Genomic DNA, 17,716 nt, shown 5'->3' on the forward strand with positions numbered 1-17,716 from the left:
TGAAAGGCCTGACAGGCGTTCAGCGCGCCAGCCGCCGGGACAATTGGTGCAGCAGCGGAAACAGCAACGCCCACAGCAGCGCGATGCCAATCAGGCTGGGGAGTTCACCGAAAGGAAATTGCACGCCGGCCAGTCGTCCGCCGGCGCCATAGGACAGCGCGCCCCCTGCCGCGCCAAGCAGACTGGCCAGCCACCACGGCCGTGCGCTCCATTGCAGGCAATGACGCAACGTCGTGGCAAACAATGCCCACAGCAACATCAGCCACAGCGGAATCAGTGGCGACGTATCCTTGAACTCGAAAACCCCGAGGCCGCGCAGCGCGCTGTCCACCGCCGTGCCGATAATCACCACGCTGAGGATCAACCGGCCTTCATCCGCCCAACTGCTGATCCAGCGCAGATGAACCACCAGTACCATCAGCGCCAGTAGCAACCACAAACTGTTACCGCCGAGCACGCAGGCTAGCCAGCCGATCTGGAACAGGACTGCGTTGGCCAACCGCTCAAGCATCGAACCGGCCCAGCAAAGGCGCGGTCATGGCCGCCGGTTTGGCCAGCACCAGTTGCGCGGTGCCGATGGTGCGTTCGAGGAATCCGCCCTCGCAATAACACAGGTAGAACTCCCACAGCCTGAGGAAGTAATCGTCATAGCCCAGCTCGGTCAGACGCCCGTGAGCATGCCGAAAATTCTCGTGCCACAGACGCAGGGTACGGGCGTAGTGCAGGCCGAAATCTTCCATGTGCAACAGATTCATGTCGGTGTCGCGGCTGACGATCTCGAGCATTTTCTGCACGCAGGGCAGGGCGCCGCCGGGAAAAATGTAACGCTGGATGAAGTCCACGCTACGGCGCGCCTGCTCGTAGCGCTGTTCGCGGATAGTGATCGCTTGCAGCAGCATCAGGCCGTTGCTCTTGAGCAGGTGTGCGCACTGTTTGAAGTAAGTCGGCAGGAAGCGGTGGCCGACCGCTTCGATCATCTCGATCGACACCAGTTTGTCGTACTGGCCGGTAAGGTCCCGGTAGTCCTTGAGCAACAGCGTCACCTGATCCTGCAAGCCGAGGCGTTCGATACGGGCGGCGGTGAAGGCGAACTGCTCCTTCGACAGCGTGGTGGTGGTGACTTTGCAGCCGTAACGCTGCGCCGCGTACAGCGCCATGCTGCCCCAGCCGGTGCCGATTTCCAGCAGATGGTCGTCGGGCTTGAGCGCAAGCTTCTGGCAGATCCGCTCCAGTTTGTTCAGTTGCGCCTGCTCCAGGCTGTCGTCCGGGCGGAGAAACTGCGCGGCCGAGTACATCATGGTCGGGTCGAGAAACTGCTCGAACAGGTCATTGCCGAGGTCGTAATGAGCGGCGATGTTTTTCTGCGAGCCCTTGCGCGTATTGCGATTGAGCCAGTGCAGCCCGCGCACCAGCGGGCGACTGAGCCGGGCCAGGCCACCTTCCATTGCGTCGAGCACTTCAAGGTTGCTGACGAAGACCCGCACCACTGCCGTCAGATCCGGCGAGCGCCAGTAACCATGAATAAAAGCCTCGCCGGCACCAATCGAACCATTGCTCGCGACCAGGCCCCAGGCGGCGGGATCCAGCACCTGAATTTCCCCCACCAGCGCGCTGCCCGGCGTACCGAAGACGTGACGTTCGCCGTCCTCGATGACAATCAGTTGGCCCTGTTTGAGCTGCTCCAACTGGCGCAGTACTCCCCGGCGCAGCAGCGAACTGCTCAAACCGTGGGGGCTGAACAGGCTGGCTTTGGCCGAGACGCTAGTGGATTTCATGGTGGCGTTCCTTGGTCGGTACGGTGGCGGTTCGAAAATGGTCGTCGGCGCGCTGGTGGTCATACACCGGGGTGCGCTTGAGCAGCAGGCGCAATGCTTGCCAATAGATCGCCAGCGCGGTCTTGGCGGTCATCCAGGGAAAGCGCCACAAGTGCCGGTGCAGGTGGCGCCGATCAAGGGGTTCGCGTCGCAGGTCGAGGGTGGCGTCGAACAGTTTTCGCTCGCCTTGCCAGTCGGCCATGTGCACGCCCAGAGTCTGCGCGGCTGGGCTGAAACGCATGCGGTATTCCAGATCCGGCGGCAGGAACGGTGACACGTGAAATGCCTTGGTCACCGCAAAGTGCTGGTGAAAGTCATGCAAATCGGTCGGCGCCCGAGCCGGCAGCACGTAGTGATAACGCTCGCGCCACGGCGTGTTGGTGACTTCGCAGAGAATCGCAGCCAATTGGCCGTCGGCTTCGTGGCAATAGAAAAAACTCACCGGGTTGAACGACAGGCCCCAGCTGCGCGGCTGGGTCAGCAGGCAGATCGAACCTTGCGGCGCGTGGCCCAGGGCTTCGCCAACCAAGCGGCGCACCGCATCGCTCAGGCGTACACCCCGGCCGGTGAAGGTTTTCAGGTAGTCGGTTTCGCGAAATGAGAACGGCGCAAAGCGGCTGGCACCCGCCAGTCGCGACAGGCCCAGCACCGCCTCCTGTTCAGCCAGATCGAGGTACAGCATGCCGATCCGGTAACGGAATTCATGACGGCGCGGAGCAAATCGCCGATGGGCGATCCAGCCACTGTAGAGCGCGCTGTTCACAGGCTTTCTCCGAAAGCGGCGGCGACGCGCAAGGCGCTGACCACGCCATCTTCATGGAAACCGTTGGCCCAATAGGCACCGCAATAATGCGTGTGCTGCGAGCCGTCGATTTCGGCCCAGCGTTGTTGCGCCGCCACGGCTGCAAGGCTGAATTGCGGGTGGGCGTAGGTGAAGCGCGCGAGCACCTTGGACGGGCTGATGCCGGCGCTCTGGTTGAGGCTGACGCAGAACGTGGTGTCGCTCTGGATGCCCTGCAGAATGTTCATGTCGTAGGTCACGGCAGCCCGGGTATGGCCAGCACCGCCGAGGCGATAGTTCCAACTGGCCCAGGCCCGTTTGCGTGTGGGCAGCAGACGGGTGTCGGTGTGCAGCACCACTTCATTGTCGGCATAGGGCAGGGCACGGAGGATTGCCCGTTCTTTATCGTCAGGATTTCCCAGCAGTCGCAACGCCTGATCGCTGTGGCAGGCCAGCACCACTTTGTCGAAACGTTCGATGCCGGCGGGGCTGTGGATAACCACGCCGTGCGCATCGCGATCGATCCGGTCTACCGCGCAGTTCAGGCGGATGCGCTCCTTGAACGACGCGGTCAGCGGCGCGATGTAGGCACTGGACCCGCCCTCGATCACCTGCCACTGCGGCCGGTTGCTGATCGACAGCAACCCGTGATTCTCGAAAAAGCGCACGAAGAACTGCAACGGAAAATTGAGCATCTCGGCCATCGGCATCGACCAGATCGCCGCTCCCATCGGCACGATGTAATGCAGGATGAAGCGCTCGCCGTAACCGCCAGCCTTGAAGTAGTCGTCGAGGGTGGTGTCGGCGGCGATTCGCTGTTCGGCAAGGTCGCGCCGGGCTTCTTTATTGAACCGCAGGATGTCACGCAACATGCCCCAGAATCCGGGCGACAACAGATTGCTGCGCTGGGCGAACAGGCTGTTCAGGTTATTGCCGTTGTATTCCAGGCCGGTGTCGGGATCGTTCACCGAAAAACTCATTTCGGTAGGCTTGAACGCCACGCCCAACTGGCCGAGCAAACGAATGAAGTTGGGATACGTCCAGTCGTTGAACACGATGAAGCCGGTGTCCACTGCGTAGTCGCGTCCGTCCACGGTCACCGGCACCGTGTGCGTATGACCACCGACCCGGGCGTCGGCTTCGAACACGGTGATCTCATGTCGACGAGCGAGCAGATACGCGCAGGTCAAACCGGCGATGCCGCTACCGACGATGGCGATTTTCATGTTGCATCCCTGAGCGGCGGGTTGCTGCGCACCATGCGTTTGCCAATCGCCAGTTGTACGCGCGCGGGCATTTTCGACAAGGGCCACAGGGCGGCGATGAACAGCGCCGGGAAAGCGATCTCCAGCGGGCGATCCTTCAGTTTGGCGAAGATATGCCGCGCGGCTTTTTCCACAGGCCAGCTGAGCGGCATCGGAAAATCATTCTTGGCGGTCAGCGGTGTGTCGACGAAACCAGGGCTGATTACCGTGACGTCAATGCCTTCGTCGGCGAGATCGATGCGCAGAGATTCGAACAGATAACGCAGCCCGGCCTTCGATGCGCCATAGGCTTCGGCGCGGGGCAGCGGCACATAAGTCACCGAGCTGGCCATCCCCACCAGATGCGGCGCCGTACCTTTGCGCAGCAAGGGCAGGGCGGCTTCGATGCAATAGCTGCTGGCGAGCAGGTTGGTGCGCACCACGTGTTCGATGATCGTGGCGTCGAACTGGCGGGCGTCGACGTATTCGCAAGTGCCTGCGTTGAGGATGACCGAGTCCAGCGCCCCCCAGTCGTGTGCGATCTGTTCGCCGATCTCGCGCACGGTCTGGCTGTTGGTCAGGTCGCCGGGTACCACCAGCACCTGTCCCGGATAACGTTGCGACAACACCTTGAGCGGCGCGACCTGGCGGGAACTGACCGCCAGATGTGCGCCGGTCTTGAGGATTTCTTCTGCCAATGCTGCACCAATGCCACTGCTGGCGCCGGTCAGCCAATAACGCCGTGGAGCTGTACGACTCATCCCAATCTCCTTTTCAGCCAAGCGATCACTCGGCCCAATACAGGTAAATGTTCATAAAGCAGCGCTCCGGCATCGAAGTAATCCCGGTGGCGGTAAACCTTGTCGCTCCAGAGCAAATGTGAGCAGCCGGCGACGCGGATCAGCTGCCCGCCGCTCAGACGCGGGTGGCGGTAGCTCATGACCCAACGCAAATAACCTTCGCCGTCGCCGATCTGGTCGAATCCGTGGAAATCGAAGCGCAGTTCGTTGACGTTGGCGTACAACTCGCTGAAATAACCGCGCAAGTTCGTCAGCCCCTGCACTTCATGCAGTGGATCGGTGAAATGAATGTCTTCGCTGTACAGTTCATTCAGGTTTCGCAGGTTGTCTTTGTTCAACTGTGCGAACCGCTGGGCAAAACCGCGCAGAAAATCACTCATCGCTCTCTCCTTGAGACGATCGCGACGGCAGGTTCTTGAAGGCTGCCAGCGCCCGTTCCCGTGATGCACCCAGATTGACGATCGGCGCCGGATAGTCCGCCACGCCGAATAGCCCGCCGGCACTGGCCGGGTCGTGGACTTCTTTCTTGTTCAGCCTGGCCAGCTCCGGCAGCCAGTGCTTGATGAACAAGCCCTCGCTGTCGAATTTTTCCGACTGGCTGACCGGGTTGAAGATGCGGAAGTACGGCGCCGAATCGGTACCGGTCGAAGCACTCCACTGCCAGCCGCCGTTGTTGGCGGCCAGGTCGCCGTCGATCAGGTGGCGCATGAAGAAACGCTCGCCCTCGCGCCAGTCGATCAACAGGTTCTTGGTCAGAAACATTGCCACCACCATCCGCAGGCGGTTGTGCATCCAGCCGGTTTCCAGCAGTTGGCGCATGGCCGCGTCGATGATCGGCAAGCCGGTGCGGGCCTCTTGCCAGGCGGCCAGGTCCTCGGGGGCGTCGCGCCAGGCCAGGGCTTCGGTTTCCGGGCGGAATGCGCGATGCCGTGAAACCCGCGGATATCCGACGAGGATGTGTTTGTAGAACTCGCGCCACAGCAGTTCGTTGATCCAGGTGACAGCCCCGACCTTGCCGCTTTCGAATTCGCCCTGATTGCTTTGCAGGGCGGCGTGCAGGCATTGGCGTGGCGAAATCACGCCAGCGGCCAGATAGGCCGAAAGCTGGCTGGTGCCGGGTTTGGCCGGGAAGTCGCGCTCGCTCTTGTAGTAATCGATCTGCGCATCGGCGAACGTGTCGAGGCGCCGTCGGGCCTCGGCTTCACCGGCGGGCCACAGGGCGCGCAGGGATTCGTCGGGTGTCGGGAATCCTTCGATGGCTTGCGGAACGGGGTCGCTGGCGATGTTCAGCGCCGATTGTTTGCCCGGCGCTTGTTTGAGCGAAGGCATCGAGCGGTGCAGGCGTTCGTAGCAAACCTTGCGGAACTGGCTGAACACCTGAAAGTAGGTACCGGTCTTGGTCAGAACGCTGCCTGGCTTGAACAGCAATTGGTCGAGGTAGCTGTGGAAGGTTATGCCTGCCGCTTGCAACGCCTCGGCGACGGCGGCATCGCGACGGCTTTCGTGGATGCCGTATTCCTCGTTGACGTGCACGGCATCGATCTTCAGCTGGCGGCACAGTTCGAGCAGCACGTCGGGTGCCTGATCCCAGTGAGGCGCGGTGCGGATCAGGAGCGGGATGTTCAGGTCGCCAAGGCTTTTGCTCAACTCACGCAAATTGCGCAGCCAGAAATCGACCTTGCACGGCGCGTCGTCATGTTCCTGCCATTGCTGCGGGCTCAACAGATACACGGCCAAGGTCGGGCCACGCTCGGCGGCGGCCGCGAGGGCGGTGTTGTCGTGTTGGCGCAGGTCGCTGCGCAGCCAGATCAATTGCATGTCGGTCTCTGCCTGAATCATTAAATCAACCCACGCTGAATGAGTACCCGATGCGCCGAAAGAGGGTCCTCGGCCAGGAGCAGGTCAGCGATTTCGGAAGTTCTTGCGGACAACTCGGCGTGGTGAATGCACACCGTTGGTCCGGCAATCAGTTTTGGGCAGCTGATGCCATTCAACAGTTTCGGCAGCTGCACAAGGCTCAGGGCTTTGCTGGAATACAGCAGGACGCCACGGGCTTGCAGGGTATCGGTTGCCAGCGCCAGCTCTCCGGCCGGCAGCGGCCAGTCAAACACCTGCACCGGGCAATCGGCGCTGCTGATCAGCCAGGCGCAGAGCCACAGGTGCGGTTCCAGTGGCAGATCCGACTGATTGACCAGCAGCAGCGGCGCGGTGCGCAACTGACGATTGTTATGGTAGATGCGCGCGCCGAATTTGCTGCGCAACCAGGCAAAAAAGAACACGCGCTCCATCTGCGCGCCAAACTGGCCTTGCCAGCGCTGTTCGAGATCGCTCAGCAGCGGCAGCAGCAATTGCTCGCACAGGGTGCGCGGCGGGTACAGCGCCATCGCCTGGTTGATGCAGTCGTCGAGGCTGCGCTCGTTCAGGTGAGTGACCGCCATAAGGGCGGCCTGGCGCAGCGGATGCCATTCGTCCTCCACCGGTTCGTTGAACGCCTGCGCCGTATCGAGCAATGGTTTGACCTGGCTGACCGCAACACCCCGGTTGAGCCAGGTGAGGATGTTCTGGATCCGCTGCACGTGGTCGGCGCTGTACAGGCGATGGCCCTTGGGCGTGCGGTGCGGAACGATCAGCCCGTAGCGGCGTTCCCAGGCGCGCAGAGTCACGGCATTCACGCCGGTCTGGCGTGCGACTTCGCGAATCGGCAGCCAGCCTTCGTCGAGGGCTTTCTTGAAGTCGGCGCCGAGGTCTTCACGGGCGCTGGTGTCGAGTGAGTCGTTCATCAAATGGCGTTTCGCAGGCTGAGGTTTTCCGGATGCGGTTGCAGGTACACCTGCTGCGCAATGTAGGGATCCGGGTGGAGGCGAAAGTGATGCTTGAGCAACGTCAGCGGCACCACCAGGGGCACGATGCCGTGCCGGTACTGACCGATGATGTGTTGCACTTCCTGTTTTTCTTCGGGGCTGATGACCTGCTTCAGATAGCCACTGATGTGCTGCAGGACATTGCTGTGGGTGCGGCGGGTGGCGCATTTCTTCAGCGCCGCCATCAGTTCGCTGAAATAGCGTGGGCCGAGCTCGATCGGGTCGGTCCGGCCCATGTTGCCCAGCAAACTGCCCAGCGCCTTGTATTGCACCGGGTTGTGGGCCATCAGCAGGTATTTGTAGCGCGAGTGAAAGTCGGTGAGGGCGCGGCGGCTCAAGCCTTGCTTGAGCACTTGCTGCCATTCGCGGTAGGCGAGTACGCGGGTGATGAAATTTTCCCGCAGCACCGGATCGTTAAGACGCCCGGCTTCTTCCACCGGCAGGTCCGGGTGCTGTGCACAGAACGCCTCGGCGTAAATGCCGCGCCCGCCGCCATTCACCGGTGCGCCGTTGGCGTGGTAGACCTTGACCCGCTCCAGTCCGCAGGATGGCGATTGCTGCATGAAGATGTAGCCGCAGATGTCACTGAGCTCCCCGGCCATTTTCTCGCCGTAAGCGGCCAGTGGCTGAGTGACATTGATCGCTGGATTGACGGTGCCGACCGCTTCAGGCCGGGCGGGGTCGCCCACCAGCCGGATCGGCTCGCGAGGAATTCCCAGACCGATCGCTACTTCAGGACATACCGGAACGAATTCAAAATGCTCGGCCAGGGTGCGGCTGCACAGCCGCGACTCCTTGTGGCCACCGTTGTAGCGAACTTCGGCCCCCATCAGGCAGGCGCTGATGGCGATTTTTGGCAGGGACGTCGATGAGTCGGACATGCAGCAACCTCGAATCTGAACCTGTACAGACGAGTAAATCTGTACAACATTCTTCAAGCATAGATTCAAAGGTGTACAAGTCAAATGGTTTGTACAAGTTTATGCGATTTTCAGCACCAGCCCATTTTCCAGCGTGAATCATCTTGCAGAGCATGCCAGTCGCATTGCTCGGTACGCCGGGTCAGCACTGCCTGCAACTCGATTTCCAGCACCGTGCCGTCCTCGTCGCGGAACAGTTCGGTCACCAGGAAATGCTTTTCACGGTTTTGCGGGTGGGCTGCTGTCCATTTCGACAGCAGCAATTTGCGCGGATTGATGCGATTCACTGCAGGTGTTCGTGCAAGCGTCTTGCCGCCTCCTGACCACTGAGCCAGGCCCCTTCGACGCGACCCGACAGGCACCAGTCGCCACAGGCGTACAGGCCCAGATCGGCGTCGGCCAGGGTGCCCCATTCATGGCTGCTGGCCGGGCGGGCATAGAGCCAGCGGTGGGCGAGGCTGAAGGTCGGGGCCGGCATGGCGCTGTGCAGCAATTCGGCGAAGGCGCCGTGCAATTGTTCGATCACCGCTTCCTTGGGCAGGTCGATGTGTTGTCGGCTCCAGGCGCTGGTGGCGTGCAGGACCCAGGTATCGCACGTGGTGTCGCGGCCCGGTTTGCTGCGGTTGCGGGCCAGCCAGTCGAGTGCGCTGTCCTGGACGAAGCAGCCTTCGATCGGCGTATCCAGCGGCGTGTCGAAGGCCAGGGCGACGGCCCAGGTCGGGTCCATTTTCACCCCGGCAGCGGCACCGGCGAGTTTCGGCGCAGCGGCCAGCAGGGCAGTGGCCTGCGGCGCCGGCGTGGCGATCACCACATGGCTGAACGGCCCATGGGTAAAGCCTTCGGCGTCCTGCAGATGCCAGTGTTCTTCGCCGCGATAGACCTCAGTGATCCGGCAGGCGAAATGCACTTCCAGCCCATCAAGCAGTCCCCGGGTGATGGCGCTCATGCGCGGCGTGCCGACCCAGCGGGTCTGTTCGTCCGGTGACAGATTCAACTGCCCGCCGTGAAAGGTGTAGAGCTGCGGGGCCCATTCGGCGACCCAGCCCTTGCTTTGCCAGCGCTGAACTTCAGTCACGAAGCGCCGATCACGGGCGGTGAAGTATTGCGCGCCCATGTCCAGAGAGCCTGCGTCGCTGCGTTTGCTCGACATGCGTCCGCCGCTGCCGCGGCTTTTATCGAACAACTGAACGGTATGCCCGGCATCCGTCAGGGCCTGGGCGGCGGAGAGTCCGGCGATGCCGGTGCCAATGATTGCGATAGGTACAGTCATAGGGGCCTCGTTTACCTTTCTGTACAGACTACGCCGTCGATGAAACCTGTACAATTTTGTTTTTTGGTATAACTTCCAGCGTTCTGGTTCTGACAGCTTGGCCTATGGTTAAACAATAGAGCCTGCCCGATAGAAAAGATCCCTGTTTATAAAAATAGACTAGTGATCGGGGTAAAACGCCACGCGAGGAAGAAGTCATGCACATATTGCTGACCGGCGGTACTGGATTGATCGGACGTCAGCTTTGCCGGCACTGGTCCGGGCAGGGGCATCGCCTGACAGTCTGGAGTCGTCGTCCGGAAAAAGTCGCGAAAATCTGTGGCGCCCAGGTGCGTGGAGTCGCGCATCTGGAGGACCTTGGCGATGAGCCGGTCGACGTGATCGTCAACCTCGCCGGCGCGCCGATTGCCGACCGGCCGTGGACCCATCGACGCAAGGCGCTGTTGTGGAGCAGCCGGATCACGTTGACCGAATCGTTGCTGGCGTGGCTGGAAAATCGCGGACAGAAACCATCGCTGCTGATCTCGGGTTCTGCCGTGGGTTGGTATGGTGACGGCGGCGAGCGCGAGTTGACCGAAGACTCGCCACCGGTGATCGATGATTTCGCCAGCCAGTTGTGCATCGCCTGGGAGGAAACCGCGCAGCGCGCCGAAGCGATGGACATTCGCGTGGTGCTGGTGCGCACCGGGCTGGTGCTGTCGGCCGAGGGCGGCTTTTTGTCGCGCCTGCTGCTGCCGTTCAAGCTTGGGCTGGGCGGGCCTTTGGGCAACGGTCGGCAGTGGATGCCGTGGATTCATATCGATGACCAAATCGCTCTGATTGATTTTCTTCTGCACCGCAATCAGGCGAGCGGTCCTTATAATGCGTGCGCGCCGAACCCTGTGCGCAATCGCGAATTTGCCAGGACGCTGGGCAGCGTGCTGCACCGCCCGGCGTTCATGCCGATGCCGGCCCTCGCCTTGAAGGTCGGGCTCGGCGAGATGTCATTGCTGTTACTGGGTGGCCAACGGGCCACGCCGAAACGCTTGCTGGAAGCGGGATTCACTTTCCGGTTCACGGATTTACGCGCGGCCCTGGATGATCTTTCCGGCCGCCTCTGAAATAGGACGTTGCATGACCGATCACGCCTTGCTTCTGGTCAACCTGGGTTCGCCGGCCTCCACTTCGGTGGCCGACGTGCGCAGCTACCTCAATCAATTTTTGATGGACCCATACGTGATCGACCTGCCGTGGCCGGTACGACGTCTGCTGGTGTCGCTGATCCTGATCAAGCGCCCCGAGCAGTCGGCCCATGCCTACGCCTCGATCTGGTGGGAGGAAGGCTCGCCGCTGGTGGTGCTCAGCCGTCGTCTGCAACAGCAGATGAAGGCGCAGTGGACTCACGGCCCGGTTGAGCTGGCCATGCGTTACGGCGAGCCGTCGATCGAGACAAGCCTGTTGAAGCTGGTCGCGGCGGGGCACAAACGCATTACCCTCGCACCGCTTTATCCACAGTTCGCCGACAGCACCACGACCACGGTGATCGAAGAAGCCAGGCGCGTGCTGCGCGAGAAGAAGCTCAATGTGCAACTGTCGGTGTTGCAGCCGTTCTACGATCAGCCGGAATACCTCGACGCGCTGGTGGCGAGCGCCAAGCCGCACTTGCAGCAGGATTACGATCACCTGTTGCTCAGCTTCCACGGTTTGCCGGAGCGGCACCTGACCAAGCTCGACCCGACCGGCAATCATTGCTTCAAGAATGAAGATTGCTGCAAAAACGCTTCGGCTGCCGTGCTGGCCACCTGTTATCGCGCCCAGTGCCTGCGCACGGCGGCGTTGTTTGCTGAGCGCATGGGGCTGCCGGACGGCAAGTGGTCGGTGTCATTTCAGTCGCGGCTGGGCCGGGCGAAATGGATCGAACCCTACACCGAAGCGCGCCTGGATGAACTGGCTAAAAGCGGCGTGAAGAAGATTCTGGTGATGTGCCCGGCGTTCGTTGCCGATTGCATCGAGACCCTGGAAGAGATCGGCGATCGCGGCAAGGAACAGTTCCGGGAGGCGGGGGGAGAGGAGTTGGTGCTGGTGCCATGCCTGAATGATGACCCGCAATGGGCGAAGGCATTGGCAACGCTGTGCGAACGGGCGCCACTGGCCCTTTGATGATCGTCGATGATTGATCGTTCCCACGCTCCGCGTGGGAATGCAGCCCGTGACGCTCCGCGTCACTGGACGCGGAGCGTCCCCAGAGGCATTCCCACGCAGAGCGTGGGAATGATCAGTGTGGGGTGATCCGCGTGGGAACGATCTTGAAGCTAGGGCTTAGATCAGCGGCTCATCCGCCTTCTTCTGCTTCCAGCCGTCATTGCCCGGCAGCAGCAGGTTCAGCGCAATCGCCACCACCGCGCACAGCGCGATGCCTTTGAGGCCGAAGTCGTCGGGACCTGTGCCGGTGCCGACCAGCACACCGCCGATACCGAACACCAGGGTCACCGAAACGATCACCAGATTGCGCGCCTCGCCCAGGTCGATCTTGTGACGGATCAGGGTGTTCATCCCCACCGCCGCAATCGAACCGAACAGCAGGCACAGAATCCCGCCCATCACCGGTACCGGAATGCTTTGCAGCAGGGCCCCGAACTTGCCGATGAACGCCAGGGCGATGGCGAAGATCGCCGCCCAGGTCATGATTTTCGGGTTGTAGTTCTTGGTCAGCATCACCGCGCCGGTCACTTCCGCGTAGGTGGTGTTTGGCGGACCGCCGAACAGGCCGGCTGCGGTGGTGGCGATGCCGTCACCCAGCAGGGTGCGATGCAGGCCCGGCTTCTTCAGGTAGTCGCGACCGGTCACGCTGCCGACTGCAATCACGCCGCCGATGTGTTCGATGGCCGGGGCCAGCGCCACTGGGACGATGAACAGGATCGCCTGCCAGTTGAATTCCGGTGCGGTGAAGGCGGGCAGGGCGAACCACGGTGCCGCGGCAATCTTCGCGGTGTCGACCACGCCGAAGTAGAAGGACAGGGCAAAGCCCACCAGCACGCCGGAAATGATCGGCACCAGACGGAAGATTCCCTTGCCGAACACCGCCACGACCAGCGTGGTCAGCAGTGCCGGCATCGAGATCATCATCGCGGTCTGGTAATGGATCAGCTCCGAACCGTCGCCGGCCTTGCCCATCGCCATGTTCGCGGCAATCGGCGCCATGGCCAGGCCAATGGAGATGATCACAGGGCCAATCACCACCGGCGGCAGCAGACGGTCAATGAAACCGGTGCCTTTGATCTTCACGGCAAGGCCGAGGAAGGTGTAGACGAAACCGGCCGCCATCACGCCGCCCATGGTCGCGGCGAGGCCGAACTGGCCCTTGGCGAGAATGATCGGGGTGATGAAGGCGAAGCTCGACGCCAGGAATACCGGCACCTGACGCCCGGTGACGATCTGGAACAAAATCGTGCCCAGACCTGCGGTAAACAGTGCCACGTTCGGGTCCAGGCCCGTGATCAGTGGCATCAGCACCAGGGCGCCGAAAGCCACGAACAGCATCTGTGCGCCGGACAGCACCGTGCGCCAGAGCGGATCGTTAAACTCTTGCTGCATGCTTACGCGTCCTTCTGCTTGGTGCCGAAAATCTTGTCACCGGCATCGCCAAGCCCAGGAATGATGTAACCGTGCTCGTTGAGTTTCTGATCGATGGACGCGGTGTAGATGATCACGTCCGGGTGAGCCTGCTCGACAGCGGCAATGCCTTCCGGCGCGGCCACCAGCACCATCGCGCGGATGTCCTTGCAACCGGCCTTCTTCAGCAGGTCGATGGTCGCAACCATGGAGCTGCCGGTGGCGAGCATCGGGTCGATGATCATCGCCAGGCGTTCGTCGATTTCCGGAACCAGTTTTTCCAGATAGGTATGGGCCTGCAGGGTTTCTTCGTTACGGGCAACGCCGACGGCGCTGACCTTTGCGCCCGGGATCAGGCTCAGCACACCTTCGAGCATGCCGATGCCGGCACGCAGGATCGGCACGACGGTAATCTTCTTGCCGGCGATTTTCTCGACCGACACCGTGCCGCACCAACCTTCGATATCGTAGGTTTCCAGCGGCAGGTCTTTGGTAGCTTCATAGGTCAACAGGGCACCGACTTCCTGAGCGAGCTCACGGAAATTCTTGGTGCTGATGTCTGCACGGCGCATAAGGCCAAGTTTGTGACGGATCAGCGGATGGCGGATCTCTTGGATGGACATGGGGAAAGGCTCCGGCGGCGGGCAAAAAAACCGGCCTAGATTAATCTATCCGAGGGTGATGTCCTATAGGACATACAGTACGTTAGTCCACAAATGCTTGATTCGGCTCCGGTTGATGCGTACCTTTGCCCGCTTTTCCGAAATCCGTCCCCCCTGGAGAGCGCCATGTCCGCTGATCTCGAGCATATCCGTCAAATCATGCGAGAGGCTGACTGCCTGTACACCGAAGCTGAAGTCGAGGCTGCCATTGCCCGCGTCGGTGCACAAATCAACGAACAACTGGCCGACAGCAACCCGGTGGTGTTCTGCGTGATGAACGGCGGCCTGATCTTCTCCGGCAAACTGCTGACTCATCTGCAGTTCCCGCTGGAAGCGTCCTACCTGCACGCCACCCGTTATCGCAACGAAACCAGCGGCGGCGACCTGTTCTGGAAAGCCAAGCCGGAAGTCTCGTTCATCGACCGCGACGTGCTGATCATCGACGACATCCTCGACGAAGGTCACACCCTGGGCGCGATCATCGACTTCTGCCGTCACGCCGGCGCGCGCAAAGTGCACACCGCCGTGCTGATCGACAAGGACCACGACCGCAAGGCCCGTCCTGACCTGAAAGCCGACTTCGTCGGTCTGCCGTGCATCGACCGTTATATCTTCGGTTACGGCATGGACTACAAAGGCTACTGGCGCAACGCCAACGGGATCTTCGCCGTCAAAGGCATGTAATTGCGGGTAACCCCCGATCCCTGTGGGAGCGGGCTTGCCCGCGATGGCGGATTGTCTGACACATTGATGTCGGATTAATCGACGCTTTCGCGGGCAAGCCACGCTCCCACAGTTGTTTTGCGTGTGCTGATCCATCCGCAATACCCATGCTAGAGTGCTCGGCCCCGCCCCCGGAGCCTGTCATGAGCCTTTTGATCCGCAGCGCCATCGCCCTGTTGCTGACCCTCAGCCTGCCTTTGGCCGCCGCCCCGATGCACAGCCAGTTCCTGCCGCCGGACGACCTGACCCTGCGCGATGCCGAACCCGAGCAGCAGCAACTGTTGCAGGTCACCGATTATTCGGTCGTCGTGGGCACCCAGCGTCAGTCCAATCAGCAGCCGATCCCGGTGACCTCGCCGCTGATGATCCGCCTCAAAGGCAAGTTCCTGAACAAGGGCGCGACGATCAATCAGGTGCTGGTCAACTTCGATGGCGAAAGCAAAAGCCTGAAAAAACCGGTGTATGACGACAAGAGCAAGACGCTGACGCTGTTCTATCCGCTGGCCCAGTACCGGGTAATCATCGACCTGCTGCGCAATGACACTGTGTACGTGCAGTTCCTCAGTTACGCCAACGGCCACATCTGGGCCGATTTGCACACCGGCAGCACGCGCTCGCGTTGAGCCTTGTGCCTGTGCAGGGGTAAACTGCCCGCCCCGTGAAATGTCTGCGAGCTGGAGTCGGCAATGCGTAAAGATAAGAAGCAAGTGATTGGTGACGAGATCGGCGATGAGCAGATCAAGCTGTTCCTCGATTTTGAGCCGGTCGACGCCACCTCGCCGTCGCTGCACAAGCTGGTCAAGGCTTACCGTGGCCTGCGCATCGACGATTTCGAGCGTTTCCTGACGTTCTTCGTTGCAGCCGGTTATGACCTGGATGGCAAGGACGAGCACGGCAAGGCCTTCGTCGACCAGATCCGCGATCAACGCAACGCGGCGGAATACATCGAGCTGATCGAGAAAGCGCGCGGCTGATAGCCCGAAGTTTTCCACAGGCATAAAAAACGCCCCGCACTCACCGAGTGCGGGGCGTTTTTTCATGGAGCCGAATCAGGCGTAGCTTTCGGTCTCGTTGCTGGCTTCAACCAGTTCCAGCGCGACGTTGTTCTGCGTGTTGATCTTGCGATACAGCGCAGCGTCGGTTTCCAGGACCTTTTCGCGGGCCGGGAAGATTTCCGCCAGTTTGGCAGCCCACTCACCCTTGGCCTTGGCCGGGAAGCATTTCTCGATCAGTTCCAGCATGATCGAAACGGTCACCGAAGCGCCTGGCGAAGCGCCGAGCAGGGCGGCGAGCGAGCCGTCCTTCGCCGCGACCAGTTCGGTACCGAACTGCAGGATGCCGCCTTTTTTCGGGTCTTTCTTGATGATCTGCACCCGTTGGCCGGCCACTTCCAGGCGCCAGTCTTCGGCTTTCGCCTCCGGGTAGAAACGACGCAGGGATTCCAGGCGCTGCTCCATCGACTGCATCACTTCGCTGACCAGGTACTTGGTCAGGTCCATGTTGTTTTTCGCCACGGCCAGCATCGGGCCAATGTTGCCGGCGCGAACCGACAGCGGCAGGTCCATGAAGGAACCGTGCTTGAGGAACTTGGTGGTGAAACCGGCGTATGGCCCGAACAGCAGGGATTTCTTGCCGTCGACCACGCGGGTGTCCAGGTGCGGTACCGACATCGGCGGCGAACCCACGGCGGCCAGGCTGTAAACCTTGGCCTGGTGATGCTTGACCACTTCCGGGTTGTCGCAACGCAGCCACTGGCCGCTGATCGGGAAGCCGCCGAAGCCTTTGCTTTCTTCGATGCCCGAGGCTTGCAGCAGCGGCAGGGCCGCGCCACCAGCGCCGAGGAACACGAACCTGGCGTCGACTTCACGGGTGTTGCCGCTGTTGACGTCCTTGATGCTGACGGTCCAGCCGTTGGCGTTACGCTTGAGGCCGGTCACGCGCTTGCAGTACTTGACCTGAGCATCGGGTGCGCTGGTCAGGTGCTTGAGCAACTGATTGGTCAGGGCGCCGAAGTTGACGTCGGTGCCGTTGATCACGCGGGTGGCGGCGAGCACCTGGTCTTTCGGACGACCCGGCATCATCAGCGGCATCCACTCGGCCATCTTCGCCTTGTCTTCGGTGTATTCCATGTCGGCGAAAGCGTGGTGCTTGTGCAGCACGTTGAAGCGTTCCTTGAGGAACGACACGCCTTTCTCACCCTCGACGTAACTCAGATGCGGCACAGGGCTGATGAAGGATTTGCATGAGCCGAACGTGCCCTTTTTGGTCAGGTACGACCAGAACTGCTTCGACACCTCGAACTGGGTGTTGATGTGCACGGCCTTCTTGATGTCGACGGTGCCGTCGGCAGCCTGCGGCGTGTAGTTCAGCTCGCACAGGCCGGCGTGGCCGGTACCGGCGTTGTTCCATGGGTTGGAACTCTCCGCGGCACCGGAATCCATCAGCTCGACGACTTCCAGCTTGATCGCCGGGTCGAGCTCTTTGAGCAGTACTGCGAGGGTGGCACTCATGATGCCGGCCCCAACCAGAACTACGTCGACTGCTTCGTTATGCGCCATTTAACGCGTCTCCAAAATCTGCAGCACCAAATTGTCGGCATGGCTGCCAGGCGTCCAGGGCAGGTCAGTTGGGCCCCGGGTATCCTTGGTCAGGTGTGCCATGTCCGAATCTTCGCAATTTTTCGCAACTTCGACGGATGCGTGCGGCCTGGCTTAAAGAGTTCCATGAACTCATTTCGGCACGCGGCTGGCAATTCGACTTATGGTCGAGACATCCGTTTGTGCAACCAAATCCGTAGCGGACAGGCTTCAGGCTCCGGTATTCGAGGCGTTCCCGTTCCTGTGTCGTTGGGCTGTTTCAGACGCTAATGGTGCATGTTCAGACGCAAAACTATTCATTTGCTCGCCACACTCTTGTGAAGTTGTGAAAACCCGTTTTTTTCACGCTCTTTTGAAGACGTGAACCTCAAAAAGGGCTGTCCGGGGCTGGCACCGTGCCCGGAGGGGCAAACAACTCAGTGGCCGAGCGTCATGACAGCTCTGCAGATTCGC

19 protein-coding genes are annotated in these 17,716 nt (G+C 61.1%); 5 read left to right on the forward strand and 14 right to left on the reverse strand.

The window, feature by feature from the left end:
* Positions 1 to 19: 19 nt before the first annotated feature.
* The 11 genes from AC1MDC_RS10700 to AC1MDC_RS10750 form a co-directional block, all read right to left on the reverse strand.
* Positions 20 to 511 carry a DUF2878 domain-containing protein gene (locus AC1MDC_RS10700; protein ID WP_480392981.1) on the reverse strand — a complete coding sequence of 164 codons (492 nt, stop codon included), beginning with the start codon at positions 509 to 511 and terminating at the stop codon, positions 20 to 22.
* Entirely contained in the window at positions 504 to 1,775 is a 1,272-nt protein-coding gene (locus AC1MDC_RS10705) for an SAM-dependent methyltransferase (RefSeq protein ID WP_085701806.1), read from the reverse strand. The genes AC1MDC_RS10700 and AC1MDC_RS10705 overlap by 8 nt, the downstream gene beginning before the upstream one ends.
* A complete protein-coding gene (locus AC1MDC_RS10710; RefSeq protein WP_085700884.1) occupies positions 1,762 to 2,577 on the reverse strand; it encodes a DUF1365 domain-containing protein in 816 nt (271 codons plus the stop codon). The genes AC1MDC_RS10705 and AC1MDC_RS10710 overlap by 14 nt, the downstream gene beginning before the upstream one ends.
* Positions 2,574 to 3,821 carry an NAD(P)/FAD-dependent oxidoreductase gene (locus AC1MDC_RS10715; protein ID WP_480392982.1) on the reverse strand — a complete coding sequence of 416 codons (1,248 nt, stop codon included), beginning with the start codon at positions 3,819 to 3,821 and terminating at the stop codon, positions 2,574 to 2,576. The genes AC1MDC_RS10710 and AC1MDC_RS10715 overlap by 4 nt, the downstream gene beginning before the upstream one ends.
* Complete coding sequence (locus AC1MDC_RS10720) at positions 3,818 to 4,600, reverse strand: SDR family NAD(P)-dependent oxidoreductase (RefSeq protein ID WP_085700882.1); 783 nt, start codon at positions 4,598 to 4,600, stop codon at positions 3,818 to 3,820. The genes AC1MDC_RS10715 and AC1MDC_RS10720 overlap by 4 nt, the downstream gene beginning before the upstream one ends.
* A complete protein-coding gene (locus AC1MDC_RS10725; RefSeq protein ID WP_085701804.1) occupies positions 4,597 to 5,019 on the reverse strand; it encodes a nuclear transport factor 2 family protein in 423 nt (140 codons plus the stop codon). Before AC1MDC_RS10725 ends, AC1MDC_RS10720 begins: the two co-directional genes overlap by 4 nt.
* Positions 5,012 to 6,457 (reverse strand): deoxyribodipyrimidine photo-lyase, encoded by a 1,446-nt coding sequence (phrB, locus tag AC1MDC_RS10730; RefSeq protein WP_480392983.1) that lies wholly within the window; start codon positions 6,455 to 6,457, stop codon positions 5,012 to 5,014. The genes AC1MDC_RS10725 and phrB overlap by 8 nt, the downstream gene beginning before the upstream one ends.
* 20 nt (positions 6,458 to 6,477) lie before the next feature.
* Positions 6,478 to 7,419: a MerR family transcriptional regulator gene (locus tag AC1MDC_RS10735; protein WP_480392984.1), complete on the reverse strand. Its 942-nt coding sequence runs from the start codon at positions 7,417 to 7,419 to the stop codon at positions 6,478 to 6,480.
* Complete coding sequence (locus tag AC1MDC_RS10740) at positions 7,419 to 8,381, reverse strand: YbgA family protein (protein ID WP_480392985.1); 963 nt, start codon at positions 8,379 to 8,381, stop codon at positions 7,419 to 7,421. Before AC1MDC_RS10740 ends, AC1MDC_RS10735 begins: the two co-directional genes overlap by 1 nt.
* A 110-nt stretch (positions 8,382 to 8,491) precedes the next feature.
* Positions 8,492 to 8,707, reverse strand: coding sequence for a TIGR02450 family Trp-rich protein (locus tag AC1MDC_RS10745; protein ID WP_085684777.1), 216 nt, complete (start codon positions 8,705 to 8,707; stop codon positions 8,492 to 8,494).
* Complete coding sequence (locus tag AC1MDC_RS10750; protein WP_007951687.1) at positions 8,704 to 9,690, reverse strand: NAD(P)/FAD-dependent oxidoreductase; 987 nt, start codon at positions 9,688 to 9,690, stop codon at positions 8,704 to 8,706. Before AC1MDC_RS10750 ends, AC1MDC_RS10745 begins: the two co-directional genes overlap by 4 nt.
* A 197-nt stretch (positions 9,691 to 9,887) precedes the next feature.
* Between AC1MDC_RS10750 and AC1MDC_RS10755 the strand changes: the two genes are divergently transcribed.
* On the forward strand, positions 9,888 to 10,790 hold the full coding sequence (locus AC1MDC_RS10755) for a TIGR01777 family oxidoreductase (protein WP_480392986.1): 903 nt from the start codon (positions 9,888 to 9,890) through the stop codon (positions 10,788 to 10,790).
* 13 nt (positions 10,791 to 10,803) lie between these two features.
* Complete coding sequence (gene hemH, locus AC1MDC_RS10760) at positions 10,804 to 11,829, forward strand: ferrochelatase (protein WP_480392987.1); 1,026 nt, start codon at positions 10,804 to 10,806, stop codon at positions 11,827 to 11,829.
* Between the two features lie 159 nt (positions 11,830 to 11,988).
* On the opposite strand, the gene AC1MDC_RS10765 is transcribed toward hemH, so the two are convergent.
* Positions 11,989 to 13,263: a uracil-xanthine permease family protein gene (locus tag AC1MDC_RS10765; RefSeq protein WP_085700874.1), complete on the reverse strand. Its 1,275-nt coding sequence runs from the start codon at positions 13,261 to 13,263 to the stop codon at positions 11,989 to 11,991.
* 2 nt (positions 13,264 to 13,265) lie between these two features.
* Entirely contained in the window at positions 13,266 to 13,904 is a 639-nt protein-coding gene (gene upp / locus AC1MDC_RS10770; protein ID WP_011335903.1) for a uracil phosphoribosyltransferase, read from the reverse strand.
* Positions 13,905 to 14,069: 165 nt separating this feature from the next.
* On the opposite strand from upp, the gene AC1MDC_RS10775 reads away from it, so the two are divergent.
* The 3 genes from AC1MDC_RS10775 (at position 14,070) to AC1MDC_RS10785 (ending at position 15,640) form a co-directional block, all read left to right on the forward strand.
* On the forward strand, positions 14,070 to 14,627 hold the full coding sequence (locus AC1MDC_RS10775) for a hypoxanthine-guanine phosphoribosyltransferase (RefSeq protein ID WP_007951681.1): 558 nt from the start codon (positions 14,070 to 14,072) through the stop codon (positions 14,625 to 14,627).
* A 182-nt stretch (positions 14,628 to 14,809) separates the two neighbouring features.
* A complete protein-coding gene (locus AC1MDC_RS10780) occupies positions 14,810 to 15,289 on the forward strand; it encodes a hypothetical protein (protein ID WP_085700872.1) in 480 nt (159 codons plus the stop codon).
* Between the two features lie 63 nt (positions 15,290 to 15,352).
* Positions 15,353 to 15,640 carry a PA4642 family protein gene (locus AC1MDC_RS10785; RefSeq protein ID WP_480392988.1) on the forward strand — a complete coding sequence of 96 codons (288 nt, stop codon included), beginning with the start codon at positions 15,353 to 15,355 and terminating at the stop codon, positions 15,638 to 15,640.
* A gap of 75 nt (positions 15,641 to 15,715) precedes the next feature.
* Here AC1MDC_RS10785 and mqo read toward each other — a convergent pair whose 3' ends face one another.
* Entirely contained in the window at positions 15,716 to 17,224 is a 1,509-nt protein-coding gene (gene mqo / locus AC1MDC_RS10790) for a malate dehydrogenase (quinone) (RefSeq protein WP_480392989.1), read from the reverse strand.
* Positions 17,225 to 17,716: the final 492 nt, after the last annotated feature.

Source organism: Pseudomonas sp. 1 (assembly GCF_056626735.1).

Excerpts from the sequence above, each read along its gene's own strand:
- AC1MDC_RS10765 (WP_085700874.1), bottom strand. The coding sequence starts at position 13,263 with ATGCAGCAAGAGTTTAACGATCCGCTCTGGCGCACGGTGCTGTCCGGC.
- AC1MDC_RS10715 (WP_480392982.1), bottom strand. The coding sequence starts at position 3,821 with ATGAAAATCGCCATCGTCGGTAGCGGCATCGCCGGTTTGACCTGCGCG.
- AC1MDC_RS10740 (WP_480392985.1), bottom strand. The coding sequence starts at position 8,381 with ATGTCCGACTCATCGACGTCCCTGCCAAAAATCGCCATCAGCGCCTGC.
- AC1MDC_RS10700 (WP_480392981.1), bottom strand. The coding sequence starts at position 511 with ATGCTTGAGCGGTTGGCCAACGCAGTCCTGTTCCAGATCGGCTGGCTA.
- AC1MDC_RS10775 (WP_007951681.1), top strand. The coding sequence starts at position 14,070 with ATGTCCGCTGATCTCGAGCATATCCGTCAAATCATGCGAGAGGCTGAC.
- phrB (WP_480392983.1), bottom strand. The coding sequence starts at position 6,457 with ATGCAATTGATCTGGCTGCGCAGCGACCTGCGCCAACACGACAACACC.
- AC1MDC_RS10720 (WP_085700882.1), bottom strand. The coding sequence starts at position 4,600 with ATGAGTCGTACAGCTCCACGGCGTTATTGGCTGACCGGCGCCAGCAGT.
- AC1MDC_RS10750 (WP_007951687.1), bottom strand. The coding sequence starts at position 9,690 with ATGACTGTACCTATCGCAATCATTGGCACCGGCATCGCCGGACTCTCC.
- mqo (WP_480392989.1), bottom strand. The coding sequence starts at position 17,224 with ATGGCGCATAACGAAGCAGTCGACGTAGTTCTGGTTGGGGCCGGCATC.
- upp (WP_011335903.1), bottom strand. The coding sequence starts at position 13,904 with ATGTCCATCCAAGAGATCCGCCATCCGCTGATCCGTCACAAACTTGGC.
- AC1MDC_RS10755 (WP_480392986.1), top strand. The coding sequence starts at position 9,888 with ATGCACATATTGCTGACCGGCGGTACTGGATTGATCGGACGTCAGCTT.
- AC1MDC_RS10785 (WP_480392988.1), top strand. The coding sequence starts at position 15,353 with ATGCGTAAAGATAAGAAGCAAGTGATTGGTGACGAGATCGGCGATGAG.
- hemH (WP_480392987.1), top strand. The coding sequence starts at position 10,804 with ATGACCGATCACGCCTTGCTTCTGGTCAACCTGGGTTCGCCGGCCTCC.
- AC1MDC_RS10780 (WP_085700872.1), top strand. The coding sequence starts at position 14,810 with ATGAGCCTTTTGATCCGCAGCGCCATCGCCCTGTTGCTGACCCTCAGC.
- AC1MDC_RS10725 (WP_085701804.1), bottom strand. The coding sequence starts at position 5,019 with ATGAGTGATTTTCTGCGCGGTTTTGCCCAGCGGTTCGCACAGTTGAAC.
- AC1MDC_RS10735 (WP_480392984.1), bottom strand. The coding sequence starts at position 7,419 with ATGAACGACTCACTCGACACCAGCGCCCGTGAAGACCTCGGCGCCGAC.
- AC1MDC_RS10705 (WP_085701806.1), bottom strand. The coding sequence starts at position 1,775 with ATGAAATCCACTAGCGTCTCGGCCAAAGCCAGCCTGTTCAGCCCCCAC.